This is a genomic window from Paenibacillus sp. 1781tsa1, assembly GCF_024159265.1.
In the GTDB taxonomy this organism is placed as follows: domain Bacteria; phylum Bacillota; class Bacilli; order Paenibacillales; family Paenibacillaceae; genus Paenibacillus.
This window is the reverse complement of record NZ_JAMYWY010000001.1, coordinates 5,573,748-5,599,096: the sequence shown is the minus strand read 5'-3', so window position 1 is coordinate 5,599,096 and position 25,349 is coordinate 5,573,748. Positions and strand designations below refer to the sequence as shown.

The window sequence follows — 25,349 nt, the reverse complement described above, 5'->3', positions numbered from 1 at the left end:
GATGAAGATCATGACGGTGCTGGGTACGAGACCTGAGATCATACGGCTCAGCCTGATCATCTCCAAGCTGGACCAGTACGCTTCCAAACATATTCTGGTGCACACGGGACAGAACTTCACGGAAAGTCTCAGTGGTCTCTTTTTCAAGGAAATGGGCCTGCGCGCACCGGATTACGTTCTTCAGGATGAAGCGGCCTCTCTGGGACGACAGCTGTCCTCAATGTTTACGCAGATGGAAGATCTGATATTGCAGGAGAAGCCCGATAAATTACTGCTGCTCGGTGATACCAATAGTGCATTATGTGCAATATTGGCTGAGCGCATGGGTGTTCCTGTTATTCATATGGAAGCAGGCAATCGTTGCTTCGACCTGGATGTGCCTGAAGAGAAGAATCGCAAGGTTATTGATGCCATCTCCACTGTTAATATGCCCTACACGGAACAGAGCAAGAAACATTTGGTCAGCGAAGGTGTACCAAGCAGGCGCATCGTGCTCACGGGAAATCCCATCTATGAAGTGATGCAGCACTATGACGCACAGGTAAACTCCAGCAAAATCCTCAAGAAGCTGAAGCTGAAGTCCGGGCAATATTTTTTGGTTACTGCCCATCGAGCCGAGAATGTGGATCATGCCCCTCATCTGCTGGAGATTATGAAAGGACTGAACCAGGTCGCAGAAGAACACGGGCTGCGTGTGATCTGCAGCATTCATCCGCGTACAGCGATCCGGATTGCGGAGCATCTTCAGCTGGAGATGAACCCACTGGTAGAGTTTCACGAGCCGTTTGGATTCTTCGATTTTGTGATGCTCGAACGTCATGCACGTTGTGCGCTCACGGACAGTGGTACTGTGCAGGAGGAGTGCTGCATTATGGGCGTGCCGACCGTAACCATGCGTCGAACGACAGAACGGCCGGAAACGGTGGATTGCGGAAGCAATGTGGTCTCCGGTCTAGATGCGACACGCATCGCTGATTGCGTAAAAGTCATGACGCAGATGTCTACTGATTGGGATTGCCCGCAAGGTTACAAAGCAACAGATGTATCCGGTAAAGTGGTTAAATTTCTGCTTGGAGGGAAAATGCATGTTTGAAAATAAGCGTATACTCGTGACTGGCGGTACGGGATCATGGGGTTATGAACTTGTGGCTCAACTGCTGCCCCAGCAGCCCAAAGAAATTATTGTATATTCCCGGAACGAGTCCAGCCAAGTGGCTATGAGTCGTGAATTTGAAGACCCACGTCTTCATTTCCGGATTGGAGATATTCGTGACAAGGATGCCTTGACGGCGGCTTGCCAGCATGTGGACTATGTATTTCATCTGGCGGCGCTCAAGCATGTTCCGGTGTGTGAAGACCAGCCGTACGAAGCACTCAAAACCAATGTGATTGGTACACAAAACGTGATTGAAGCCGCTATTGAGAACAAGGTGGAAAAAGTAATCTATATCTCGACTGACAAGGCTGCCAATCCGTCCAACTTCTACGGCATGACCAAAGCAATCGGCGAGAAATTAATTGTATATGCCAACTTGTTACACAGTGATACCAAGTTTGTTACGGTACGGGGTGGGAATGTACTGGGAACGAACGGCAGTGTGGTACATCTGTTCAAGAATCAGATCCGCCAGAAAGGGCAGGTCTCCATCACGGATATGAGTATGACTCGGTTCTTTCTCACGCTGAAGGATGCAATTACCCTGTTGTTCAAAGCTTCTGTGGAAAGTGTCGGCGGAGAGATCTTTGTCATGACGATGCCAACCTGCAAAATCGTTGATCTCGCGGAAGTATTAATTGAGGATTCCGGTGTGGAGAATGTGAGCATTGTGGAACGGGGCATTCGTCCAGGGGAGAAAATCCATGAAATATTGATGAGTGAATTCGAGAGCATGACCACCGTTGTCTATGATGAACAGTACCTGGTTATTCTTCCTACCCTGGGTATACCAGGTCTGCGTGAACATTATACCAATTGTCCACCGGTCTCCTTTAACAGCTTCAGTTCTGAACACCAACTGATGACCAAAGAGGAGATTCATGAAATTCTCAAGCGCGGAGGATTCTTGTCATGAAACTGCTGATACTTGGTGGAAACGGAATGGCCGGCCATATTCTGGTCGACTATTTCCGCCGTCAAGGTGTGCACAGCGTCTTCTACACAACTCGTGATGTAACGGACCCCAATGGTCTGCTCCTGGATGTGAACGACAGCTTCATGGTTGATCGATTGGTAGAAGCGGTGCACCCGGATGTGATTATTAATGCAGTAGGTGTGTTGAACAGCTTTGCAGATGAGGACAAAATTACGGCCTATCATATTAACGGGTTCCTGCCGCATCGTTTGCGGCGGGTTGCCGATACGATTGGTGCACGCCTGATTCATATCAGCACAGACTGTGTGTTCAGCGGGGATCGGGGAGCATACCGGGAAGATGATGTTACGGATGGAACTTCAGCTTACGCCATTACCAAAGCACTTGGTGAAGTTCAGGATGAAGGTCATCTGACGATCCGTACGTCCATCATTGGACCCGAAATTCGGCAAGGCGGCATTGGTCTGATGCAATGGTTTATGTCCCGCACAGGTGAAGTCGGCGGGTATACCCGCGTATTCTGGAACGGTGTAACCACACTTGAGCTGGCCAAATGGGTTGACCATTACCTGGCCTCATCCATTAGTGGTCTGATCCATCTAGCTCATCCAACACCTGTCAGCAAGCATGACCTGCTTGTGTTGTTCAAACAGACCTGGAATAAGCAGGATGTGACGATTGTACGTGATGACAGTGTTGTGCAGGACCGTACGCTGGTGTCCACTCGCGAGGATGTGAAGACAGACCTGCCGGATTATTCTACAATGCTGAAGGAGTTGGCATTATGGATGGAGCAGAGCTGACGGGCAAGAAAGTACTGATTACAGGCGCCTCCGGTTTTACCGGGCGACATGCCGTATCTTATTTTCAGGAAGTTGGTGCAGTGGTTGCAGCGGTAGTCCGGAGACCGGGTGTACATTCATTTGGTAAAGGTACTCAAGTCCATGTCTGTGATCTGAACGATAAACAGCAAGTACGTCATCTGATCAGCGAGGTGCAGCCCGACTATGTGCTGCATCTCGCTGGCAAAAATTCAGTGCCTGATTCATGGTCTGATCCGTTACTGGTCCTGGAGACCAATGTGATGGCCGTGCTGTATTTGCTGGATGCGCTTCGCAGTTGTCCGGCAGCACGAACCGTTATTGTTGGATCGAGGTTAAAATATACGCAGGAACCTGGCCGGATTCCCCAGCCTCCGCACCCATACAGCCTCAGCAAAGCTCTGGAAGAGATGGTGTCCTTGTCGTGGATGTCGCTCTTCGGACAGCAGATCATGCTGGCGGAGCCGGGCAATCTGATTGGTGCGGGTCCTTCTACAGGCATCTGTTCCCTGCTTGCGCGCCATGTTGTTGCCTGTGAGCAGGCGGGCAAAACGGAGGCATTCCGTCTGTCCGGACGGGACAATACCCGTGACTTTCTCGATGTGCGGGATGCAGTCAGAGCGTATGCAACCCTCCTGATACAGGGGTCCAGCGGTACAGTATACCCGGTGGTGTCTGGCGTCGAGCGCAGTCTAGGTGAAATTGCAGATCTGCTCTTGTCCATGACAGAAGCGGAAGTCCCTGTTCGCTGGGATGGAGCATCTTCTGGTCCGGACGGTTCGGGGAAACAGGAGGAATTATCACTGCTGCGCAAGCTTGGCTGGCAGCCGATGATTCCATTCGCCACATCACTTCAGGATATCCTGAGTGATGTTCGTGCCCAGCAAGGGAGGACGACAAGTTGAATCCGAGAGTATCCATTGTCATTCCATTCTACAACTGCCCTTATGTGCCTCAGGCAATTCAGAGTGCGCTGAACCAGACGTATTCCGATGTGGAGATCGTTGTCGTGAATGACGGTTCCACCCGGCATGCAGAGCTGCTCCAGCCTTATCTCCCTTATATTAATGTGCTTGGCAAAAGCAATGGCGGGACAGCTTCGGCACTTAATCATGGTATCCGTCATGCCTCTGGTGATTATGTAGCCTGGCTTAGTTCGGACGATGTCCTTTATCCCGATAAAATCCGTTATCAGCTGGAGTTTATGCAGCGTGAGAATGTGCTCGTATCTCATACGAACTTTCACTATATCAACGAGCATTCGGCCGTTACCAAAATGCATGGTGGACCTGAACCGATGTCGGATCTGGACTTACTGCGGCGATTTGTCCACGGCAATCCGGTCAATGGCTGCACGGTCATGATTCGCAAGGATCTGTTCAGCGGAGTAGGGCTGTTCGATGAACTTCTGCCCTACACGCATGATCTGGATCTCTGGATGCGGATTATACTGAACGGTCATCGGTTCCCATACCTGAACGAACCGCTTACGGCATATCGGTGGCATGGGGGAATGGGATCCGTTCGTCATGCGGATGTCATCGGCAGAGAAGCATCCATGGTATGGTCGAGATATCGCGATCCGTTGTTGCAGCGCATAGCGGCGCTTGGCGGTTAGCGTAGGGAGGGCAGTTATGAGGCCACAAGGTGGCTGATTGACGCCCTCTTTGCGCAGCATTTTACCCGATGATAGTAAAGGTGGTATCGGATCGAAATGTGCTTCCGCGACACCGCAGATGTCCAATACTGATCGAATGGATCTTCATAAAATGTAGGAAAGCAATCGCTATGCAGAGATAAGCGGAGGAAGGGGGCCCCGAATGGAGCCGAAAGTATCGATCGTCATCCCTTTTTATAATTGTGCGTACATCGAGCAGGCTGTTCACAGTGCCATTCACCAGACGTATCCGCATATTGAAGTGATCGTGGTGGATGATGGGTCAACCGAGCATGTGGAGCGGCTAGAGCCATTCATGGATTCTATCCATTATATTCGCAAAGAAAACGGTGGAACTGCGACAGCATTGAATGAGGGCATCAAACAGGCAACAGGGGATTACTTTGTCTGGCTCAGTTCAGATGATGTGATGCTGCTGGACCGGGTGGAGAAACAGTTGAAGTTTATGCGCGAGGTCAAGGCTTCATTCTGTCATGGTGCCTACCATTATGTGAATGAGAAGAGTGAATGGTTGGATACGGTGCGGCCGGAAGTGGGCAGTCGTCTGGAAATGTTGCAGGTACTGCTTGAAGGTTGTCCGATCAACGGCTGTACTGTCATGTTAGAGATGGATGCATTTGAGCGGTTTGGCATGTTCGATACTGATTTCCGCTACACCCATGACTACGAGATGTGGTTGCGACTGTTTCCGATGTATGAGCTGTTCTATTACAATGAGCCCCTGATGTGTTATCGTCTGCATGATTCAATGGGGACCAAACGTCACTTCAAGGCACTGGTGGCCGAGATGGAACGTGTTCAAGCGAAGCATAGACCTATTTTGTACAATTTGCTCCAGGTCGGTGGGTATTGGAAGTGAAGTAGACGGATGTGCCAATGATGGCTGGATGGAAGAGGTATTAAATGGACATGAGAGCACCCTTATGAAGCACTTTTAATGTGCTATAAGTGGGGGAGCTCTTTTTTTGGGGAGGGAGGTGGAAAATAAAAAATCAGGGTTTCCCTGCTCCAAGTGCTAACGAACCTGACACGTCTTATCAGAGCAATTATTATGAAAAATAAATTCTAACGAATCTCAGTCACGTTATTCCTTTGCAAAATGGCTTTTAAATCTGGAATTCGACCACGATGGATGAAATAACGTCTCTGTGATTCGTTACATGACAGACCCTGTGCAGAAGGGAACAAGTAGCGTCTGCTGGATTCGTTAGAATATGATAAAGCAAACTAGGGATGTCCTCAGTCATTTGTATGACATGTGGGACATCCCTTGTACAATATTCCGGCATGTTAAATGAAGACAGCATATAATGGGACAACTCAATCCTTTGAATACATGATCTCCATCGACACAGGATCGGGAAATACATAGCCTTTGGGCAACTTCTGCATCAATTGATTCATGATCGCGTAATCCACGTCGATGTGAGGTGTGGAGACCGGAGTCGAAAACCAGCGATTGTATAGATCACTCGGTACAAGCAATGTCATATCGGTTGTCCTCCTCTGTAAATAGCTTCCTGGTAGACTTGAAATGTACGCAATCCCATTTCTTCCAGTGAACGATGTTGTTCAGCCCAAGCTTTCGCCGCAGCACCCACTGTTCTCCGAGTAACGTTATCCTCGAGTAATGCATTCAGCAGTTCACGGAGCGAGTCGACATCCTGCGGAGGAACAACCCATCCTGTACGCCCAGGTTCAACCATCTCAGGCATGCCGGCTGTACCACTGACGATAACAGGTATACCCGCCAGTTGTGCTTCGGTCACGGAGAAGGGCTGGGTGTCCTGCAGGCTGGGCTGGACATAGATGTCTGCATGACGCAGGAAGGAAGGAATATTATCGAGTTTGCCCCAGAACACAACATCCGCTCCAATGCCTGCCGCTGTGGCCTGTGCCCGCAACTCATCGGATAGATTGCCTTCTCCTGCGATCCAGCATATCCAATCGGAACGTATACTTTTCAGACTGGCTAAAGCCTTAATTAACACATGAACGCCCTTGATGTATTCCAGCCTTCCGGTAAAGGCAATGACTTTCTTGCCAGCCGGTGGTCGTTGGCGAAATTTCACGGCTGCTGAGGCACGGTAGGCTGGCAGGTCGATAGCATAGGGAATCTGTCTGAACTTCGACTCTGGCACCGCGAGCTCTGTAAGTGTACTTTTGATCCAGTGACTGGACACCAGAATCAGCTCAGATTGTGCTGCACTTCGCTCTTCCAATGAGAGAAAATAACGTCCACGTTTGGATTGCAGATAGGAAGAGAGAGTAAGTTGCGGGTTGGAATTTTGAGCATCGTAAAAGGCCTCGCGGGCAAGTGCCCCATGATAGCTGGTAACCAGTGGGATATTGCGGTTTAAGATGCGTTTTATGGCTACGGCGGCTACGGGATCTTGCGCATGAATTACGTCATAGTGGTCCACCCCCAGATAAGCGGCGGCCATCTCGAAGGCATATCTATTCAGTTCATAATAAGCAAGAAGCGGATCGGCAGTGAATTGTGGCAGATCGGTCGGATTGAGTTTGGCTTGCAGCATGGGCCACACCGTATCCTTGGAGAAAGCGCGGTTCAGATTACGAACATATACTTCGTTTTTGGCACCATTTGTGCCCATGATATCAACCTCTACACCAAGTGCAACTAGCCTGTCGGCCAGTTGTTTAACATATGTCCATATGCCTCCCATATGTGTAAGCTCCCAATACGTAACGAGCAGAACTCTCATAGCTACCCCCTTGTCACGGCCTGCACCGGCCGAACTTCTATGCTTTTATTCTATGAAAAAAGAGGACCGGAAGGTCGGGCATTTCCGTGTAATTGGTTGAAAATGGGTGAAAGCAAATGACAATAGACAAGGGGAAGCATATCCTATGTATTGAAAGGCTCATACGCCGAAGGAGGGATCTACAGTGGTTGTATATGTGCTTAATATTCATGAAAATATGTTACAGACGTTTGTTCCCATTAAATACATGGACGTGGAGTTGGCCTATGTGGGGGGCGAGGAAGGGACAGATGTATTTGTTGGCGGAGCCAGTACTCACGGAGAACTGTACCGACATCTTTTTCATATAAATTCGAATTCGGGGGGAGCGGGCGGTAATCAGGTCATTCACAATCTGGATGTATCTTCCGAGCCTTATGAGCTGAGGATCATCAGCAACAGCTCTTCACTGAATCATCTGGTTATTCGCATGTATTATAGAAGTATTCACGGGCAGACATTGGGCATACTGTCAGAATATCAGATGATGAAGCTTGCAGATTGATATGGACATCATTGAATAGTCATGATTAACCAACGTGTGGAGCAGGGAAGTGCCTGTTCCATTTTTTTATATTGCATCCATAGTGAAATTCCTGAAAAAAATAGCTTGACAGCAAAGGTATTTTCATTAGAATTAGATCAGTGTTAAACGAAAGTTTAAAACGACGATTTAAAACGATAGTTTGAAATCAGTCGAGAGAATATAGGCATAGTGAGACGCAGGCAGCAGCCTGTGATCTGCTGGCCGGAAAAGAGAGTGGAGAACGTGAAAGAACAAACAGCAGTATCACAGGAGCCGGCAGAGTTTTCGATTAAAACCATTATTTTGCCACTCCTGGCTATTATCGTCGGAATGATCATGGTTATTCTGGACAGTACCGTTGTTAATGTGGCCATTCCGAATCTCGTTCAATATTTCGAGACGGATCTGAAGACCATCCAATGGACGGTTACGGGATATACCCTGGCTTTGTCTGCGGTTATTCCACTGGCAGGTTGGTTAACTGACCGCTTCGGTGCCAAAAGAGTATTCCTGTTCACGATTGCCATGTTTACCTTGGGTTCTGTGTTATGCTCCATTGCCCAATCACCTGAGCAATTAATCATTTACCGTGTCATTCAGGGCCTTGGGGGAGGCATGGTTGCTCCTATTGGTATGGCGATGGTATTTCGTCTTGCACCTCCTGAACGAAGAGGTTCCATCATGGGTATGCTCGGAATTCCCATGCTGCTTGCCCCTGCACTGGGCCCGGTATTGTCCGGTTGGTTTATTGAATCACTGAGCTGGCACTGGATCTTCTTGATTAATCTGCCCATTGGTATTGCAGCTTTCATTCTATGTATCAAATTTTTGCCTGATACAGATCGTGGACGCACGCCTGCACTGGATCTGCTAGGTATGATTCTGGCGCCAATTGCGTTTTCGATGCTTGCCTATGGTGTGAGCGAGGGTGGAACGAGCTGGACATCTACAACAACACTGACTGGTGTAATCGTAGGTGGTGTGGCGCTCATCTTATTCATTATTGTAGAACTTCGTCATCAAAATCCTTTGCTCGAACTCCGGGTATTCAAATCATCTGATTTCTCACGGGGGATTATTCTCGCATGGGTGTCACAAGTGGCGCTGTTCGGTGCGATGATCCTGATCCCGCTGTATTTGCAGCAGATCAAAGGGTACACTGCACTGGAAACGGGATTGATTCTGCTTCCGCAGGCTCTGGCTTCCGGAGTGGGTATGCCGCTTGGTGGTCGGTTGTTTGATAAAATCGGTGCTAGACCTCTGGCCTTCGTGGGTCTGGGAATTATCTCGGGAGCCTTGTTTATTCTCTCCTCCATCACGGCAGAGACAGGTCTTGGCCTGATTATCACGGCTCTGGTTATGATGGGTCTGGGTATGGGCTTGTCCATGATGCCACTCAATACTCATGTATTGAATGCTGCACCGCGTAAGTTGGTTGGACGGGTGACACCGCTCACCGCTGCTGCACAGCAAGTGGTCGTGTCCTTTGCGGTTGCAGGGCTCACAGGTTTCCTTACTTCAAGAATTGCAGACAATACAACGAGTGCAGAGCCGACCGCTATAGTTCAAGGTCTGGTGGGTGGCTTCAATGATACGTTCTTCCTGGCCGCTTGTATTGCATTGTTCGGCTGTTTGCTCAGTCTGATTCTGCGCAAACCAAAACCGATGCCGGAAGAAGAACTTCAAAATGGCGACAAGCCTGATCCCGCGATGATGATGGGACACTAAGACTTTCTAAAGTAACATAGTAAGGCAGTTCAGAGAATCTTGCTGAACTGCCTTTTTGCTATGCTCAATGGAAAATTCGCAGTGCTGTCATCATTTCACGGAAAGAAATGGCATATCGATCGGGTGAGAAAGACAAGCTCATATGCTGTCTGCCCTGAATGCGGATATATTCCCGCAGTTTCTTGTTCTTCATGAGGTCCCTTGCTTCGGCTACAGCCGCCTTTACATCTCCAATTGGATAAAACTTTCCAGTCTTATTATGTGTGATAAATGAGCGCACACCATCTGAATCTGTACTGAGCACCGGGCAGCCACAGCTAATGGCTTCAGCGACGGCATAGCCGAATCCTTCTAGCAGGGAAGTGGATAACATGATCCCCCCTGAAGCGGCAATCATCGAATAGTATGCAGGCATCTGAGAATGAGGAACATTAATGAAGATGCCAATCCGATCCTCAAGTCCGTATTCTGCCAGCATGTGTCGGAACATGACTTCATCTTCTGGATTAGCCAAAGTAGGATCATGGAATAACCATAGTCTGGCTTGCGGATTTTTTTTGATGATTTCACTCGAAATGATTAAATATTCACGCCAGTTTTTGTTGTGTTCAAGCCGTCCTACCCAAGCCAGCACCGGATAGGGTGGGGTATCCACCGAAATCGGTGCAAAGGTGTCCGTATCCAGCATATTGGGAATAACAAACCGATGAAGCCAGGGACAGATATGAATGAACATATCCAGAAGGTGGTCTGTGGGGGGGATAACGGCAGCGTCGCAATGGGCTTGAAGGTAAGGTACACCCATCTGTATCGTTTCCAGAGCCTGATCGCGTGTTCCAAGCCCCTGCGCCTCAAAAATAATTCTTCCTGTATAGCCAAGTGCTCTCAAGCGCCCGGGCATAGCGATGTCTGAAGTGGCAATGATGGCATCATAATGATGAGTATGAATGATGTGATGGATATCTTCGTCACTGGATGCGGTGAAAATGGGTGTATCACTGTTGTTCTGCAATCCCGAGCCTGTGTTGAGATACAATAGGTGCGCTTCAATGCCATGGCGTTTCAGAACAGCGGTGCGCAGTCGGTTTAACGTATCCACGCCACCGCTTGGAACATAAAACGTGAATAATACTTTCACACGATTCACCCTCTGACTTTTGGTCAGGAGCACATTCTCCTGTACTCTATGTTACGTTGGCTTGAAGTATAGGGTGTGGGTGTTGTTCAGGTTGTTCACATTTTGGACATATTTTTTTAAGCTTTCTTTTAAGTGACATTAAGCTGAGGTTAGGATAGATCACGTAATATACAAGGAACTTCCCGTGTACATCATTTATTACATAATTTCAACGTAACATTTACACGTCAACGGAGAGGGCAGAAATAACTTGAAGAAGCGAAGCGTTCGCCTGAAAGCTTTCTGAAAAGAAAGCTACATCGGAAGCATACGCTATCACCGGATTTTTCCATTTAAGAAGGAATCAAAAAAATCTGGGGATAACAGTGATCGGAAGGTTATTCTGCCATCGGAGTGCAAGTGTAAATATTTTCAGTTGAATTTATATAACGAACGATGGTGCACGGGTATTTTAACGGGAAAGGATGAATGATGTGCTCGAAGTGAAACAGGTCAGCAAAGTTTACGAAGGGCAGCGCGGCGTACATCAACTGGATTTCACCATGGAACGTGGTGAAATTGTCGGGTTTCTCGGCCCCAATGGTGCCGGAAAAACAACAACGATGCGTATGATTACGGGCTATCTGCATCCAACCGCGGGTTCCATCTTGGTGGATGGGGTATCGGTGCATGAGCAGGGTCAGCGTGTTCGTTCCAAGATTGGGTATCTGCCTGAAACTCCCCCACTGTATCCGGATATGACGGTGCAGTCCTATCTTAAATTCGTAGCAAATTTGCGCGATGTTCCGACACGTGAAGTTAAGCTGCGGGTCAGTGAGATGGTTAGCAGACTGGGACTTCAGGATCGGGAAAGGCAAATGGTACGTGGGTTATCCAAAGGATACAAGCAACGCCTCGGGCTGGCAGGAGCCATTATTCACAAGCCGGATCTGCTGGTTCTGGATGAACCAACATCGGGCCTTGATCCAAATCAGATTATCGAGATCCGAGATCTGATTCGGGAACTGGGCGAGAACCATACGGTGCTGCTTAGTACGCATATTTTGCCTGAAGTGAGCACACTCTGTAATCGAATGTTGATCATTAATCAGGGACAGCTCGTGCTGGATGGCTCACCTCAGCATTTCGGATCAGCAATGGGGGATCAGTTCAAGGTGTCGATTGAAGTGAAGGCCACTGCGGAGCAATTACATAATGTGCTGACACCGTGGGAGAAGGTGCGGAGTGAAGTTATTCAAACATCAGATGCGAATACCACCAAAGATACTTCACTTACTTCAGATTCGGCGACTACGGTTAAAATGCTTCTTACTGGAGAAAACTCGGAAGATTTCCGGGAGGAGCTATTCTACCTTTTGTCCGGTGCAGGATTACCGATACTGGAGATGAAGAAGGAGAATCTCAGTCTGGAGCAGATTTTCTTGAAGCTGACTACAACCGAGACAACAACAGATACAGACGCGTATTCGGCAGATGTGGATAAGGTTGCTGACGCAGAGATGCATCAGGAGGATGTAGCTTCGGACAACGAATCGTCGAGTATATCGGGAACATCACCGAGTACAACAACGAGTCCAACACCGAGTACATTAACGGATGCTTCGCCCCATTCCAGCAAAGGGGAGGACTCCAAATGAGACGAATGATAGCGATATGCAACAAAGAGCTGCAAGCTTATTTTCTATCTCCGACGTCCTATTTTGCTTTTGCCGTATATGTACTGATGACCAGTTTGCTGTTCTACTCCAGTTTCGTATATTACCAGCCGAGTATTGTCGATTATCGACTCGTGCTGGGAGATACGTTATCCATGCTGCTGTTTGTCGTGCCCTTATTAACGATGCGGCTTGTTGCGGAGGAATTCAGACAAGGAACGGATGAATTGTTGCTGACTTCTCCGGCGCGTATAACAGAAATTATTTTTGGCAAATACCTTGCTTCTCTGGCCATTCTGGTCGTGCTCATCCTGTGCAGTCTGGTGTACCCTTTTATCATGTCGTTCTATGGAACATTGGATATGACGACGGTATGGATGTCTGCGCTGGGTCTATTCTTCCTGGGCGGAAGCATGATGGCGATTGGACTGTTCGCTTCCACGTTATCCCAGCATCAGATGGTGTCTGCAGTGGCGGGTTTTATTATTTTGCTCGTTTTGTGGATGCTTGATTCATTCGCAGGTAATACAGGATCTGCTTTGCAGCATTGGCTCGATCCGTTTGCCCTGACTAACCGGTTTGACAGCTTCATGAAAGGCGTGCTTAGCGGACCGGATATATTGTACTATGTCACACTTTCAGGTGTGTTTCTGCTGTTAAGCATTCAAATTGTGGAACGGAAGCGGTGGAGGTGAGAAGATGAAAAAATGGTTAAGTCATACCAACAGTACCGTGCTGTCTGTAGCGGTGATTGGCATCTTTATTTTGCTAACACTGTTCCTGAATTCACTTGGCGGCTTCCAGCTCGATCTGACCTCGAACAAACAATACACGTTGTCTGACCAGTCCCTAACTGCAATCAAAGATGTGAAGGATGACGTCAACATTCTGGTGTTAACCGTCGAAAATGCCAACAACACCGTGCTGAACCGTGAAGTCACGGATATGGTGGAGGAATATACGAAACGTAACAGTAAGCTGAAATTAAAACAGTATAATCTGACGCAGGAACCTGCACTTGCATCCAAATACGGCATAACAGGTAGCTCCATTGTGCTGGAGCAGGGAGATCAACACAAAGTGATTGATATCGCCAGTTTGTTCACCGCGACAGGTGACGGCAGTGACGGATCCTATCAGTTCACAGGTGAGGAAAAGCTGACACAGGCGCTCATGAATATGTCATCCACTGAGATGCATAAAATGGTCTTTCTGACCGGACATGAAGAACTGAGTCTCGATCAGATGACTACGCTGAAATCTTCCTTGGAACAAAATAATGTGCAGACGGAAGAGTTGCAGCTGAATCAGGCCGGGAAGGTTCCCGAAGATGCAGATGTGCTTGCCATTATAGGTCCACAACGTGATCTTAGTGATGCAGAAATGAAGGCCATTCGCACCTATCTGAGTAATGGAGGCAAGCTGTTATTATCCCTCGGATTCGTAGAAGATATGAAATCCAGTTGGAAAAACATCGATGCCCTCATGGCAGACTATGGCGTCGTTGACGAGCATGCGGTCATGGTGGATAATCAACAAGCCAGTACGATGGGACCACTATGGGTGGTGCCGGAGTATGGTACACATGCAATCACTGACAAACTCGCAGCGAGCCAATTGTACCCGATGTTGTCGCTGTCGATTGCGTTGACCAGCAAAGAACAGGATAAATATACCCTCTCACCGTTAATTCATTCTTCGAATGACAGTTATGGAGAGACAAATATCGACGGCTTATTACAAAATGAAACAACCAATGATGCTGAAGAGGACATTCAGGGGCCAGTGGAATTAGGGTATGCAGCCGATACGACGGATGGCAAGCCGAAGGCGGTTATTCTGGGCTCGTCCATTTTCATGCAGGATTCGGAAATTGCGAATGGCGGGAATAGGGACTTTATTTTGAATACCGTGAATTATTTGAGTGAGAAAGAAAATGGATTGACGATTCGCCCACGGGTACAAGCTGGCTATGAGACCGCATACCTGAATGGCGAACAGGCCAGAACGATTTTCTTCGTGGCTATTGTAGCGTTCCCGCTCATCTTTGTGATCATCGGTGTACTCTTATGGTGGAGGCGCAGACAGGTATGAGAAAATGGTTTCCAACGATTCTAGTGGTCATTGTACTCATTGTGGGCTGGGTGTACGCGGCCAGTCAAAATTATTTTCGGGAAGAAGAAGAGGTGCAAGCCAAGTTGCTCGGTATTCAATCCGAAGATATTCAATCCATCACAATACATGACACAACCGCAGAAACATCTGGTGCAGCAGCATCTTCGACTTTGACGCTTGAAAATGGCGTATGGCAGATGGTTGAGCCAAAAGCCTATCCTCTGAACGGTTATAGTGTTAGCAGTTGGTTAGATGCTATGAGTGGTGCGAACCAGGAACTGGTGGTGGAAGAAGCGCCGACAGATCTGAATAAGTACGGATTAGGAACAAATGCTACACGTATGGATATCAAACTCAAAGACAATCGGGAGATCAAACTGGCTATTGGTGGCCAGCTTCCAGCAGATGACGCACGATATGTGCGCGTAGATGAGGGTCCCGTAGTTGCCGTACAGACTGAGGCAATTACCAACATAGCTTTGTCTCGTCGTGATCTGTTGGATACTACACCTTTCAACATGGATGAGACAAATGTTGGATCTCTGGAGTGGGAAGGTGAAGCAGCTACCTGGATGTTAACATCAACATCGGAGAACGGTGCTGCTGAGCAGACCTGGACACTGAATGGAAAAACGATTGAAGCCACAGACGCCGTATCTCTTATCGGTAAAATCAAAAACCTGTCAACAGCAGATGATGTGCGCAAAGCTTCCGAGCTGAAAGGTACTGTTCCACGATTCACCCTGTCTGTTGAACAGATGGTTAATGGGCAACAAGTTAGAGATGTATATCGGGGACTTACCGTACCATCTGAACCGGATCAGATCTGGGTCATTACGCCGGATGGTCAATGGGCATATGCCATGGAGACGACGAGTTTAATGGAAGCCGAGAAATTCCCGGATACAATTAAAGCATCAACAGAAGGAAAATGAGTGGCGCAAAAGATAAGAGTTAATAAATGACTTGAAATAAAATTTAAGTTACATGTAGACAGTGCTGCGAACACGCGGTACTGTTTTTTTATTTTATAGCGAAGACCTTCCTGCACAGATCAAAACCCACAGACCAATTAGCAAAGACCAAAACCCGAAGACCCAAATCTACAGGGAAAGGTACCATATCCTTTCAGCATATCGGTACGCACAGAAGCGCATCCTATCTTTGTGACCAAAACCAACATACATTGGAGGATGAGTACATGCCAGCAGTCAAAAAGGCAACAGCTATTACGTTATCATTGTCTACTGCAATCTTTGTAATGGCCGGTTTGACAGGATGTGGCACGAATCGGGATACCAACAATCTGCATACGCAAAGCGTTCGTCAGCAAGCGAGCGGCATTAACCGTTATGGTGTGGAAACGAATGGCATGGATGGCATCCGTGCGAAAAGTTATCGCATGCATAATGTTACTGACCTGAAATCCAGTGAAGAGTTGGCAAAGCGCATCACGGAGATGAAGGAAGTTAAATCCGCCCGTGTCATGTTAACGGATCGTAATGCGTATGTCGCGGTTCGTTTGGCAGATGGTCATGCAGGCAAGTTGGAAAGCAAGTCCAACGGTCGTACAAGCATGCTGGATGGAACGATGCGTAATCATGCCAGTGATACCATGCGTGGGGGCAACATGAATCACGATATGGGTGGTATGCGTGTGAATGGCGGTACGGGAACAATGTCTCCGTACAGCACTAGCGGAATTGCTCCAGGGCTGAACACGAATTCAGCAACGGATCGCAGCCATATGGGGAATGACCGTAGCATCTATGGAACCATGGGCACAGGTACAATTGGCATGATGCGTGGTCTGACAAATGGCGGCAAAGCACGTGGGACGGACGATGGGCATTATGGTATGAAAAGTGAAGGACAACGTGTAGATAGCACGGATGATAACACATCAGCTGAGATTAAAGGCAAGATTTCAGCCAAAATCAAGCAGTTTGCACCGAACATCGAGAATGTATATGTATCAGCCAATCCGGAATTTGTGCAGCATGTCGAGAACTATGCCACAGATATTCGTAATGGTAAGCCCGTTAGTGGCATGATCAATACGTTCCAATCGATGGTGGAGCGTATCTTCCCAACCAACGGAGCAGGTATGAATCACCGCGATGGCATCCTTGACGATGGCCTGATGAACCGTAATCACGACGGTGGGGTCATGAACCGAATGAATCGGTAGTTTTTTTGACATGGACAAGTATGCCTTTGCGGGGATGGTAACATCAGCTGCAGAGGCATGTTTGTTTTAATGATCGATAATCTTCAAATGTTTGATTACATATGCCACTACATAGGTTCTTTTGGGACAATAAAACACATAATTCCTGCCCATTTTTCTTATAAAACTGAACCAACGCCCTTGATCTGACATAAGATGAGTTGACTGTATCCCCTTAACCTTGTTACACCAACACAACCCGAGCAAGGAGGGGTGAACATTGAAGGGTATCGATCATAAAAGCAAATTTTTGTTAACCCACCGTGAACGCGAAGTATTCGAATTACTGGTTCAAGACAAAACAACGCGTGACATCGCAGGGCAGTTATTCATCAGCGAGAAAACGGTGCGTAACCATATTTCGAATGTGATGCAGAAACTCAATGTTAAGGGTCGTTCGCAGGCAGTTGTCGAGCTGATTAAGCTTGGAGAACTGAAGATCTAGTTGCGAATTACAGTTAGGATTAAGTAGCAGCATGAAAGCCTTTCTCTATTCTTTGTCATGAAGAATGGGGCAAGGCTTTTTTGCTGGTATGGACCATGGATTGAGGGAACTAACAATAAATTGAGGGAATATCCGAAACGTAGCATCGCTTGTTTTCATTGTTTTAGTAGACCATAATGATTACATATATCAAGCAGATGAGATTGTAGGTAAGGCTTGAAAGTGAAACAATGGTTTGGACAAATTGGGTTTGGGATTTTTTTTGTACTACATCTATATAAGTTAAACTACATATTTACACTAGAACGGAGAGGGCAGAAATGACCTGAAGAAGCGGAGCGTTCGCCTTTATCCGCAGATTTCCACTTATATAAAAGTGATTCAAGAAATCTATGGATAACAGCGATCAGAAGGTTATTCTGTCATCGAAGTGGCAAGTGTAACGATTCGGTATTCTTATATAAAACATGAGAGGATGAGCTGAATGGACCGTTTCTTAAGTGAATTTGAAAAACAATTTAGAGCGGGGTTTCTACCCGATCTGGAACAGACGCTGGCTAAGGTGCAGCATGAGAAAGTATATGCTTGTGCATTTGGAACGGACAGTGATTGGGTAACGCTGTTTATGGCGGTGAATACCGAGGAATCCCTGGCAGCGCACATTTCGAGAATGAAAGAGCAAGGGCTATGCGACAGTGAGGAGGACGAGATCTATTACAGATGGGGCTGCTCCGAATATCAGTATGGCGAGGATACGCACTTTAACCATATCAGCCGATTGTTGTATGCAACAGAGGAAGTTCAGGAGTATAAGGATGAGATCATTCGAATCATCGCCAAAGTTGTGAATGAGACAACAGATGATGTTTTTGCTCGATATGGACAAACCAAAGCAGACATTACATTCTTCGTTTCTCTCACAGATGACGATCTGGCCGAGGAGATTGAGAATCAATCGGTTCACCAAATGACTGTACCCGGGTTAGTCAGCACGTTCCTAAAACGATATGATGACATGAATTAGAACGAGTTAACTTGAGTTGAGATTTGAGTTGAATGGAAATTGAATGAAAACGAATTGAATTTTAATACCGCGAAAGTCTTTCCTATTTCTTTATCCAAAGAAGGGAAAAGGCTTTTTTGTTTTAGCGTGAAAAAATGAAACAAGTGAATTCATTTCACTTTATCACGTATTGATTCCTATTCATTCGAATAAACGTCCTCCATCTTTTCTTCGAAAATGGCTGATAAAAGAGCCGCTCCAGTTCCTCGAACTGTGCTTCATTCAGATGAAGATGGAGCGCTTTTTTTGCTATTTTGGCCGCAGATTGAGAAGAAGATTTCCGTCCTCCAGCTTTTCGTTTGATCGGAATATGAAATTGCAGCAGGTCTTCAAAGTGATTCCAGCCTTCCCAACTGAGCCTACCTCCGCGTCTCCAGTCGATGGCATAGAGGGCATAATAGGCGTGTCCTTCAGTTTGTTTGGTAGCAATAATCCAGATGGAAGGAATAAATTTTTTCCGTTGTCTTCGATTCATTGAATGGCTCCTTTTTTTAATACGATCATATCTCAATTCTCAATATAAAGGTTACTCACTATGTGTATCAAGCAGGTGAGTACTATACACGTTCAGTATCATTGCGAAAGTCGTGAGAAATTGCTCTTGATTTGCAGGATCGTCTTGATTAGAATGAAGTTATAAAAATGATTTTCTTATTTATATTAAAATATATAAAAATGATTTTCATAAAAGTGAGGTCCTTATGGCAGCCATATTACGTGCGTTGCAGCAAGAACTGAATAACCTTCCGTCTCAGGAGCGACGTATTGCTGAAGTCATTATGCAATCTCCATCAGACATTCCCGGCTGGACGATTAGTCATCTGGCAGAGCAGAGTGGCACAAGTGCGGCGACGGTGACCCGCTTTTGCAAGTCGTTTCATTTCAAAGGCTTCCCCGATTTCAAAATGAAGCTCGCCGCAGAATTGTCCCACGCATCTGATGAAACGGCATATCAGGATATTGTAGCGGGCAATTCACTTTCCAAAATTGTTGAAGCTATCGAAGCCAACCACCTCGCGTCTATTGCTGATACTACCCGTTTGCTGGATTTGGGCAGATTGGAGCAGGCGGTGCAATTATTGTGCGAGGCTCGCCGTATTGATCTGTACGGTGTGGCGACCTCGTCCATTGTTACACAGGATTTCTATCAGAAATTGGTGCGGATTGGCAAAAGCTGTACGGCTTTCTCAGATTCACACATGCAGATCACATCCGCATCTTCGCTCGCTGAGGGAGATGTGGCAATGGCCGTATCCTATTCAGGCGAAACACCCGAGACCATTGATGCGCTGCATTGTGCCAAACAAGCCGGAGCTTCCACGATTTCACTGACTTCCTATGGAAGTAATACACTCGCAACGGTATCCGATATCCCACTGTTCACCTCTTCTCTGGAAGAAGGCATGAGGCGTGGAGATATGGCTTCACGTATTGCACTGCTGCATGTGGTCGATATTTTGTTCACAGGCATGGTAAGTGCCGACTTCGACAGTTTCATCCCCAGATTGGAACAATCCTATCACAACGTGCAGTCCTATCGCGTACAACACAACGGAGGTGCTTAAACAGATGAATATACGTATTTTTGAAAATGAAGAAGATTTGAATGCCACGGGTGCAGGCCTCATCGCCAGTTTATTGCAGACCAAACCACGTGCAGTCCTCGGACTTGCAACGGGAAGTTCGCCTGTAGGCATATATAAACAGCTTATTACGTTGTACCAGAAGGGACTAGTCAGCTTCTCGAAGGCTTCTTCATTCAATCTGGATGAGTATGTCGGACTTCCAACAGAGCATCGCGAAAGTTACCGCAGTTTCATGAACGAACAATTATTCCATCATATTGATATGGATCTTTCAAGAACGCATGTGCCTGATGGTCAGGCTGCCGATCTGGAACAGGAATGTAAGTCTTATGAACAGCGGTTGGATGATCGTGGACCCGTGGATCTGCAACTGCTGGGCATTGGACATAATGGTCATATTGGCTTCAATGAACCTGGAACCGAACTTACAGGACGAACGCATGTTGTGGATCTGAAAGACGAGACGCGTAAGGCAAATGCACGTTTCTTCGACAGCATCGATGAGGTTCCGGCTCAGGCGATTACGATGGGTGTCGGTACCATTTTGAAAGCCAAACAGATTCTACTTATTGCCCGTGGCGAGGAAAAAGCCGAGATTATTCGCGAAGCTTTTATGGGCCCAATCACAACGGCATGTCCTGCATCGCTTTTGCAATGTCATCCAAATGTGGTGGTATTGCTGGACCGTGCGGCAGGGAGGCTGGTGAGATGACCGGAGCGAATAGTCGTGAACCTGGGAGCCAGCGTGATGAAAATATTTCTCTTCTGCGTGGCAAGCTGCTCCTTCCCAATGAGATATTGGAAGACGGTGTATTAGCCTGGAGGAATGGAAAAATCCTTTATGCTGGAGTACCAGAAGGTCTGCCCGAACAGATTCGGCGAGAAGCTTTGCCGCTGTCTGTACCGGAACGCGGCCTAATTGTGCCTGGATTCATTGATATCCATGTGCATGGTGGGAACGGAGAAGACTTTATGGATGCAAGCCCGGAGGTGCTGGACAAGATCACTTCTTTTCATAGTACGCAGGGAACAACAGCAATGCTTGCGACTTCCATGACCGCTCCGAAAGAGCGACTGGACAGCGTACTTGCTGAAGTAGACCGCTACCGTTCAGGCGAAATGCCATATGCACAGCTTGAGGGTGTACACCTGGAAGGTCCGTTTTTCAGTCCGAAATGGCCTGGTGCGCAAAATCCGGAACATATCATTCTGCCTGATGTATCCTGGCTCGAAGCATGGGAGAAACAATATCCCGGCCTGATCCGTCAAGTTACGTTGGCACCGGAACGTGAAGGTGCACTGGAAGTCATCTCGTGGCTGCGTGAACAGCGGATTACAGCGGCACTCGGCCACACGGATGCGACCTATGAAGAGGTCGAGCGTGCAGTGGAAGCCGGACTTCATCATGCGGTGCATACGTTTAATGCGATGACACCGCTGCATCACCGGCTACCGGGAGCTGCCGGAGCCGTGCTGAGTGATCCACGCATCAGTGCTGAGGTGATTGCCGATGGTATTCACGTACACCCTGCGGCGATCTCGATCCTCGCTCAATTGAAGCAACATAACGATCAACTCGTGTTGATCACAGATGCCATGTCTGCTGCGGGATTGGATGACGGGGAATACAAGATCGGCGACCTGCCCGTCATCGTGAAGCATGGCGAGGCCAGACTGAAGGACGGCGGCGCACTGGCCGGAAGCACACTGACGATGATTCGCGGTTTCCGTTACCTGGTACAGGAAGTGGGCATGAGTCTGAACGCTGCATCACGTGCAGCAAGTCTGACCCCCGCACGCCTGCTGGGCATTGATCACCGGACAGGTTCCCTGGCTCAAGGAAAACAGGCAGATATCGTTTTGCTAAATGCGGAGCTGGATATTGAGGGTGTGTGGGTAAAGGGCAGACGGGTCGGCGAGTAAATTGTAGCGTGGAAATGTTTGCGGAGAGGCAAGAGAGGCAACACCTTGCGCAATATGTTAAAATAGATCTCAAAAAGACGGGATCTGCGGATCACGCATAACGGAGGCGTGAAACATGGAACGTAACGCTATGCTCGAACATGATCCGTTCATCACAGTGTTGGCGGAGAAGTTGCACATACACGGATACTATGCCTTTTATGGCGAGCATTACAATGAAACCGATATGGAGCAGTACCGTAAGCATCTGTTCACATCATTCAGCAACATCGTGTGGGTAGAACTGGACGCACGCAAAAAGTATATGATTGTTGATCATCGTGGACGCAACACGGTCATGAAACTGATTGAAGGTATGATGAACACGCGTAGAACACTGCGGGCGAATCAGGCCATGGCGGGGACAGATACGTCTGGCGTCCAGCAGGAAATCGCACACTTATCCAAGCTTGTGCACATGCTGAAATTTACGACTTTCCGCACATAAGCGAAGTGTGATATGTAGGCTGTAATAAGCAGCGTGAGTAGGAAGAGTGTTAATGTAAGTGGCTCTCCTAAGTAGTTTTTTCCGAAGCCCGCTCAGTTCTAATGAACCTGCGAAGCCTTATTTCAAAGATTTTGCTGTCATACAAAATGTAACGAATCATAGACACGCTATGTAACGAAAATGTGCGGTATTACGTTACAAAACTATGCTTATACTCAAAATAAGGCGGCTACGATTCGTTAGATTTTCAAACCTGCGAAATTTCGAGTAATAAGGATTGTGAGGTTCTTTAGGCGGCAGTTGGTAATCTTGATGGAGATTATGTGTGTGGCTTCATACTCAACGAAATAGAGATTTCTGTCATCACTGACGGAAATCTCTTTTTGTCTTATAAATCGACTCTTCAGTTCAGTAACAACCATATTCACCCAAGATTCACTCATTGACTCGTTCACGGGAATACAAGCTTCTGTAGCTCACTCCTCTAGTAACTCCTCTAGTAACTCCTCTAGTAACTCATGTAGTAATTCATTTAGTAACTCATCCAACCATTCCTTCATTCGCCTTATGTTTGAATCCTCGATATAAACAGTTATCTAAACGAAGTCACAAAACTGCTGAACAGCGTCCGAACATCATACTGGTACTGGTTGATCGGCTCAATCGGACGGTTCTCTCCGAGAAGAGTGTAGACGGCGATCCGTGCTGCGCGGACCGAATATTCTTCGGTGAATACCACGTCATCGGGAATCTCACAGAATTGGCTAATAAAGGCCAGGTTGGTGGAACCTTCAGGCACAACTTTCGGTCTGTCGCTGTTCAGTCTAGGCATGAATTGGGCTGTAATGTAAGGCATCATGCAAGGAATACAGTTGGCGGTAGCCATGATCTCCTCTTGATGTTCCTGGAAATGAAGATGGCCGATCAACTCCCGCATGATCTCTTCCCCGGTACAATCACACATTTTTTTCTTCACGTAGTCGCCAACATTATCCGGATACAATCCGTAACCCCAGAACACCTTGACATGCTCGGGCTGACCGCGGAAATGCGGCTGGAAAGCCAGAACGACAGACATAAACCAACTGGAATCCTTGAACGTAACCAGAGCGCCGGTGCCTGCCCGGTTACGTGTGAATTTCTCCATCAGATCGAAGAAGACCGAATCCTGGAAGGTGACCGTAAACGACTCCCATTTGGACTCCTGTACATGATCATTAAATGAAGAAGGATTACCCAGCATCGGTTTCTTGGCGGCAATGTTCTCCCACAGCTTCCATGAGCTGCCCTTGCCGTTCAGTTTCGGTGCGGAAGTCATGGAGCCGATATCAGCCCCTTCGGTCATCGAACCATTTGTTACAATGACGAGATCACCTTCGAGGATGTCAATGACTTCCTCTTCACCTCCCCTGAGCACATGCATCCGACTTACCGTAATGCCGTCGTCGTCTTTGAAATCTAGATCAGTAACCGTGCATTTCAGCGTGAAATCTACGCCAAACGGTTCCAAATATTTATGCAGTGGCAGGATGATCGAGTCATACTGGTTGAACGGTGTGCGGGTAACACCTTCCAGCGTCTGAATTCTCGGAAATTCGTGAAAAAAGCGAAGCATGTATCTTTTGAATTCCACGGCGCTGTGCCAAGGTTGGAAGGCAAAGGTGGTCGCCCACATATACCAGAAGTTCGTTTGGAAAAAGTGAGGACCAAACCAGTCGTTGATTCGCAGTTTACCCAGCGTGTCTTCAGGAGTAATAATCAGCTTGCCCATCGCCAGACGATCGGCCATATCAAAACCCATGGAGAGCACATCTTCGACCTTGCCGTCACGGTTGATGAGCCGCGCATTGGAATGTGTGGGATTGGCATCGTCAAATTCAGTAATTTCCTGTCGCACAGATATGCCCGGACGGTCGATGGAAGGGATGGAAGCCAGCAACTCCCAGAGATTCTCATAGGCCTCATCATTGAGCATTCGCCCGCCACGGATGATATATCCTTGATCGGGATTACCAGCGCCATCATTACTGCCGCCGAGAATCGGCATTTCTTCGATAATGTAAATATGTTCTCCGGGAAAGCCACAATCTCTGACCAGATAAGCTGCACCCGCCAAAGATGCAATACCGCCGCCTACAAAATAGACCTGTTTATTACCGTGTTCTTTCTTCACGATCATTCGCCTCCAAAAGGTACTGTAATCACATCCCTAATGTAAACCTTGAAGGTCACGTAAGGTATGATCAAAAGAACGGGAGTGTCCAATTTTTGGTCACTTTTGAAAAAGTGTCTAAAGATTATGCTTAGATCAAATGTATGAAAAAAAGCCGCTCGTCCTTAAGAGGATGGCAGCTTATTCTCATACCTGTGCAGTGCTCTCAGGACATTGCCTTCGATCAGCTCACTGAGCTTTTCAATAATCTGTTTTGGAGGTTCTTGCATATTGCCCCTCATCCATTGAATGATCAGCCCCGTGAAGGCCAGGGTATAGAAGTTGGCGACGAACTCTTTATCTTCACTGCGGACCCTTATCCCACAGGCCAGCTCATCAATAACACCCATGATCAGATCATGGGTTACTTCATAGAGGTATGTATCCAAGTGGGTGCGCCCGAGCGAGTCGAGTGTATTGCAGCAGAATGATTTATTGTTCTCGATGTAACAAAAGATTTTATAGAATCCGTCCGTCCATGTGCTGTAGCTTCGGTATTCCGTAAGGCTCTCCACCGCCTCAGTCTGATAGATCCACCCAAGCAGCGCGTAAAGATCCTGAAAATGATAATAAAAGGTTTGCCGATTCAATCCGCAATGATCTACCAGATGTTTGACCGTAATCTTATACAGTGGAGTATGCTCCATCAGTGATTTGAGCGAGTGAGCCAGCGCATGTTTGGTTAGGTGAGAAGCAGACACAATAATCACCTCATCATTCGGATTAGCTTGCCGGTGCGTAACAAGAGGTAAACACTATTGGCAGAATTCCTGTAGCGAAGTCAATTAACATAACCAGGCCAAAACGTAAGAATCCCAAAAGATCCTCCCACCTGACATACCCTTAGCTATCAGCATCTTCGTTCCCCGTTCCGCCCCATGACT

The 25,349-nt window shown here is 47.4% G+C and carries 25 protein-coding genes; 19 read left to right on the top strand and 6 right to left on the bottom strand.

The features are described 5' to 3' along the window. The first annotated feature begins 1 nt into the window (after position 1). The 6 genes from wecB to NKT06_RS25155 all read left to right on the top strand — a co-directional run bounded on the left by wecB (position 2) and on the right by NKT06_RS25155 (position 5,451). Positions 2 to 1,093 carry a non-hydrolyzing UDP-N-acetylglucosamine 2-epimerase gene (wecB, locus tag NKT06_RS25180; RefSeq protein ID WP_253442794.1) on the top strand — a complete coding sequence of 364 codons (1,092 nt, stop codon included), beginning with the start codon at positions 2 to 4 and terminating at the stop codon, positions 1,091 to 1,093. Beyond that, entirely contained in the window at positions 1,086 to 2,072 is a 987-nt protein-coding gene (locus tag NKT06_RS25175) for a polysaccharide biosynthesis protein (RefSeq protein WP_253440484.1), read from the top strand. The genes wecB and NKT06_RS25175 overlap by 8 nt, the downstream gene beginning before the upstream one ends. After that, complete coding sequence (locus NKT06_RS25170) at positions 2,069 to 2,896, top strand: dTDP-4-dehydrorhamnose reductase family protein (RefSeq protein WP_253440481.1); 828 nt, start codon at positions 2,069 to 2,071, stop codon at positions 2,894 to 2,896. The genes NKT06_RS25175 and NKT06_RS25170 overlap by 4 nt, the downstream gene beginning before the upstream one ends. Then, positions 2,878 to 3,819, top strand: a complete 942-nt coding sequence (locus NKT06_RS25165) for an NAD-dependent epimerase/dehydratase family protein (RefSeq protein WP_253440478.1) — start codon at positions 2,878 to 2,880, stop codon at positions 3,817 to 3,819. The genes NKT06_RS25170 and NKT06_RS25165 overlap by 19 nt, the downstream gene beginning before the upstream one ends. Continuing rightward, positions 3,816 to 4,532: a glycosyltransferase gene (locus NKT06_RS25160; RefSeq protein WP_253440476.1), complete on the top strand. Its 717-nt coding sequence runs from the start codon at positions 3,816 to 3,818 to the stop codon at positions 4,530 to 4,532. The genes NKT06_RS25165 and NKT06_RS25160 overlap by 4 nt, the downstream gene beginning before the upstream one ends. A gap of 202 nt (positions 4,533 to 4,734) precedes the next feature. Next, complete coding sequence (locus NKT06_RS25155) at positions 4,735 to 5,451, top strand: glycosyltransferase (protein ID WP_253440473.1); 717 nt, start codon at positions 4,735 to 4,737, stop codon at positions 5,449 to 5,451. A 461-nt stretch (positions 5,452 to 5,912) separates the two neighbouring features. Here the strand turns inward: NKT06_RS25155 and NKT06_RS25150 are convergent, their stop codons facing one another. Further along, on the bottom strand, positions 5,913 to 6,083 hold the full coding sequence (locus NKT06_RS25150; RefSeq protein ID WP_253440469.1) for a hypothetical protein: 171 nt from the start codon (positions 6,081 to 6,083) through the stop codon (positions 5,913 to 5,915). Then, positions 6,080 to 7,318: a glycosyltransferase family 4 protein gene (locus NKT06_RS25145; RefSeq protein WP_253440466.1), complete on the bottom strand. Its 1,239-nt coding sequence runs from the start codon at positions 7,316 to 7,318 to the stop codon at positions 6,080 to 6,082. The genes NKT06_RS25150 and NKT06_RS25145 overlap by 4 nt, the downstream gene beginning before the upstream one ends. A gap of 184 nt (positions 7,319 to 7,502) precedes the next feature. Here NKT06_RS25145 and NKT06_RS25140 point away from each other — a divergent pair, with 184 nt between their 5' ends. Beyond that, positions 7,503 to 7,862 carry a hypothetical protein gene (locus NKT06_RS25140; protein WP_253440463.1) on the top strand — a complete coding sequence of 120 codons (360 nt, stop codon included), beginning with the start codon at positions 7,503 to 7,505 and terminating at the stop codon, positions 7,860 to 7,862. 264 nt (positions 7,863 to 8,126) lie between these two features. Beyond that, on the top strand, positions 8,127 to 9,611 hold the full coding sequence (locus NKT06_RS25135) for a DHA2 family efflux MFS transporter permease subunit (RefSeq protein WP_253440461.1): 1,485 nt from the start codon (positions 8,127 to 8,129) through the stop codon (positions 9,609 to 9,611). Positions 9,612 to 9,675: 64 nt separating this feature from the next. On the opposite strand, the gene NKT06_RS25130 is transcribed toward NKT06_RS25135, so the two are convergent. Continuing rightward, positions 9,676 to 10,749, bottom strand: coding sequence for a glycosyltransferase family 4 protein (locus tag NKT06_RS25130; RefSeq protein ID WP_253440458.1), 1,074 nt, complete (start codon positions 10,747 to 10,749; stop codon positions 9,676 to 9,678). Positions 10,750 to 11,222: 473 nt separating this feature from the next. On the opposite strand from NKT06_RS25130, the gene NKT06_RS25125 reads away from it, so the two are divergent. The 7 genes from NKT06_RS25125 (at position 11,223) to NKT06_RS25095 (ending at position 18,218) form a co-directional block, all read left to right on the top strand. Next, complete coding sequence (locus NKT06_RS25125) at positions 11,223 to 12,386, top strand: ABC transporter ATP-binding protein (protein WP_253440455.1); 1,164 nt, start codon at positions 11,223 to 11,225, stop codon at positions 12,384 to 12,386. Next, positions 12,383 to 13,099, top strand: a complete 717-nt coding sequence (locus NKT06_RS25120; protein WP_253440452.1) for an ABC transporter permease subunit — start codon at positions 12,383 to 12,385, stop codon at positions 13,097 to 13,099. Before NKT06_RS25125 ends, NKT06_RS25120 begins: the two co-directional genes overlap by 4 nt. Before the next feature lie 4 nt (positions 13,100 to 13,103). Continuing rightward, on the top strand, positions 13,104 to 14,498 hold the full coding sequence (locus tag NKT06_RS25115; protein WP_253440449.1) for a GldG family protein: 1,395 nt from the start codon (positions 13,104 to 13,106) through the stop codon (positions 14,496 to 14,498). Beyond that, positions 14,495 to 15,454, top strand: coding sequence for a DUF4340 domain-containing protein (locus NKT06_RS25110; RefSeq protein ID WP_253440446.1), 960 nt, complete (start codon positions 14,495 to 14,497; stop codon positions 15,452 to 15,454). The genes NKT06_RS25115 and NKT06_RS25110 overlap by 4 nt, the downstream gene beginning before the upstream one ends. A 266-nt stretch (positions 15,455 to 15,720) precedes the next feature. After that, the gene (locus NKT06_RS25105) at positions 15,721 to 16,710 is read left to right on the top strand and encodes a YhcN/YlaJ family sporulation lipoprotein (RefSeq protein ID WP_253440442.1); all 990 of its coding nucleotides are present in this window, start codon (positions 15,721 to 15,723) and stop codon (positions 16,708 to 16,710) included. A 259-nt stretch (positions 16,711 to 16,969) separates the two neighbouring features. Next, positions 16,970 to 17,194, top strand: a complete 225-nt coding sequence (locus NKT06_RS25100) for a helix-turn-helix domain-containing protein (protein WP_017692532.1) — start codon at positions 16,970 to 16,972, stop codon at positions 17,192 to 17,194. A 484-nt stretch (positions 17,195 to 17,678) separates the two neighbouring features. Continuing rightward, on the top strand, positions 17,679 to 18,218 hold the full coding sequence (locus tag NKT06_RS25095; protein WP_253440439.1) for a DUF4303 domain-containing protein: 540 nt from the start codon (positions 17,679 to 17,681) through the stop codon (positions 18,216 to 18,218). A 154-nt stretch (positions 18,219 to 18,372) separates the two neighbouring features. On the opposite strand, the gene NKT06_RS25090 is transcribed toward NKT06_RS25095, so the two are convergent. Next, positions 18,373 to 18,732: a hypothetical protein gene (locus tag NKT06_RS25090; RefSeq protein WP_253440436.1), complete on the bottom strand. Its 360-nt coding sequence runs from the start codon at positions 18,730 to 18,732 to the stop codon at positions 18,373 to 18,375. 226 nt (positions 18,733 to 18,958) lie between these two features. Between NKT06_RS25090 and NKT06_RS25085 the strand changes: the two genes are divergently transcribed. The 4 genes from NKT06_RS25085 to NKT06_RS25070 all read left to right on the top strand — a co-directional run bounded on the left by NKT06_RS25085 (position 18,959) and on the right by NKT06_RS25070 (position 22,253). After that, on the top strand, positions 18,959 to 19,822 hold the full coding sequence (locus NKT06_RS25085; protein WP_253440433.1) for a MurR/RpiR family transcriptional regulator: 864 nt from the start codon (positions 18,959 to 18,961) through the stop codon (positions 19,820 to 19,822). Between the two features lie 4 nt (positions 19,823 to 19,826). Further along, positions 19,827 to 20,555, top strand: coding sequence for a glucosamine-6-phosphate deaminase (nagB, locus tag NKT06_RS25080; protein WP_253440430.1), 729 nt, complete (start codon positions 19,827 to 19,829; stop codon positions 20,553 to 20,555). Next, positions 20,552 to 21,766 carry an N-acetylglucosamine-6-phosphate deacetylase gene (gene nagA / locus NKT06_RS25075; protein WP_253440427.1) on the top strand — a complete coding sequence of 405 codons (1,215 nt, stop codon included), beginning with the start codon at positions 20,552 to 20,554 and terminating at the stop codon, positions 21,764 to 21,766. Before nagB ends, nagA begins: the two co-directional genes overlap by 4 nt. Positions 21,767 to 21,881: 115 nt before the next feature. After that, on the top strand, positions 21,882 to 22,253 hold the full coding sequence (locus NKT06_RS25070) for a hypothetical protein (RefSeq protein ID WP_253440424.1): 372 nt from the start codon (positions 21,882 to 21,884) through the stop codon (positions 22,251 to 22,253). 592 nt (positions 22,254 to 22,845) lie between these two features. Here the strand turns inward: NKT06_RS25070 and NKT06_RS25065 are convergent. Beyond that, entirely contained in the window at positions 22,846 to 24,432 is a 1,587-nt protein-coding gene (locus NKT06_RS25065) for an oleate hydratase (RefSeq protein WP_253440421.1), read from the bottom strand. Between the two features lie 158 nt (positions 24,433 to 24,590). Next, a complete protein-coding gene (locus NKT06_RS25060) occupies positions 24,591 to 25,166 on the bottom strand; it encodes a TetR-like C-terminal domain-containing protein (RefSeq protein WP_253440419.1) in 576 nt (191 codons plus the stop codon). Positions 25,167 to 25,349 lie beyond the last annotated feature (183 nt).

Bases quoted from the DNA above. Each gene is read 5' to 3' on its own strand.
- nagA (WP_253440427.1), top strand. From the start codon at position 20,552: ATGACCGGAGCGAATAGTCGTGAACCTGGGAGCCAGCGTGATGAAAAT.
- NKT06_RS25105 (WP_253440442.1), top strand. From the start codon at position 15,721: ATGCCAGCAGTCAAAAAGGCAACAGCTATTACGTTATCATTGTCTACT.
- NKT06_RS25070 (WP_253440424.1), top strand. From the start codon at position 21,882: ATGGAACGTAACGCTATGCTCGAACATGATCCGTTCATCACAGTGTTG.
- NKT06_RS25090 (WP_253440436.1), bottom strand. From the start codon at position 18,732: ATGAATCGAAGACAACGGAAAAAATTTATTCCTTCCATCTGGATTATT.
- NKT06_RS25095 (WP_253440439.1), top strand. From the start codon at position 17,679: ATGGACCGTTTCTTAAGTGAATTTGAAAAACAATTTAGAGCGGGGTTT.
- NKT06_RS25170 (WP_253440481.1), top strand. From the start codon at position 2,069: ATGAAACTGCTGATACTTGGTGGAAACGGAATGGCCGGCCATATTCTG.
- NKT06_RS25155 (WP_253440473.1), top strand. From the start codon at position 4,735: ATGGAGCCGAAAGTATCGATCGTCATCCCTTTTTATAATTGTGCGTAC.
- NKT06_RS25065 (WP_253440421.1), bottom strand. From the start codon at position 24,432: ATGATCGTGAAGAAAGAACACGGTAATAAACAGGTCTATTTTGTAGGC.
- NKT06_RS25085 (WP_253440433.1), top strand. From the start codon at position 18,959: ATGGCAGCCATATTACGTGCGTTGCAGCAAGAACTGAATAACCTTCCG.
- NKT06_RS25150 (WP_253440469.1), bottom strand. From the start codon at position 6,083: ATGACATTGCTTGTACCGAGTGATCTATACAATCGCTGGTTTTCGACT.
- NKT06_RS25110 (WP_253440446.1), top strand. From the start codon at position 14,495: ATGAGAAAATGGTTTCCAACGATTCTAGTGGTCATTGTACTCATTGTG.
- NKT06_RS25175 (WP_253440484.1), top strand. From the start codon at position 1,086: ATGTTTGAAAATAAGCGTATACTCGTGACTGGCGGTACGGGATCATGG.
- NKT06_RS25120 (WP_253440452.1), top strand. From the start codon at position 12,383: ATGAGACGAATGATAGCGATATGCAACAAAGAGCTGCAAGCTTATTTT.
- NKT06_RS25115 (WP_253440449.1), top strand. From the start codon at position 13,104: ATGAAAAAATGGTTAAGTCATACCAACAGTACCGTGCTGTCTGTAGCG.
- NKT06_RS25165 (WP_253440478.1), top strand. From the start codon at position 2,878: ATGGATGGAGCAGAGCTGACGGGCAAGAAAGTACTGATTACAGGCGCC.
- nagB (WP_253440430.1), top strand. From the start codon at position 19,827: ATGAATATACGTATTTTTGAAAATGAAGAAGATTTGAATGCCACGGGT.
- wecB (WP_253442794.1), top strand. From the start codon at position 2: ATGAAGATCATGACGGTGCTGGGTACGAGACCTGAGATCATACGGCTC.
- NKT06_RS25145 (WP_253440466.1), bottom strand. From the start codon at position 7,318: ATGAGAGTTCTGCTCGTTACGTATTGGGAGCTTACACATATGGGAGGC.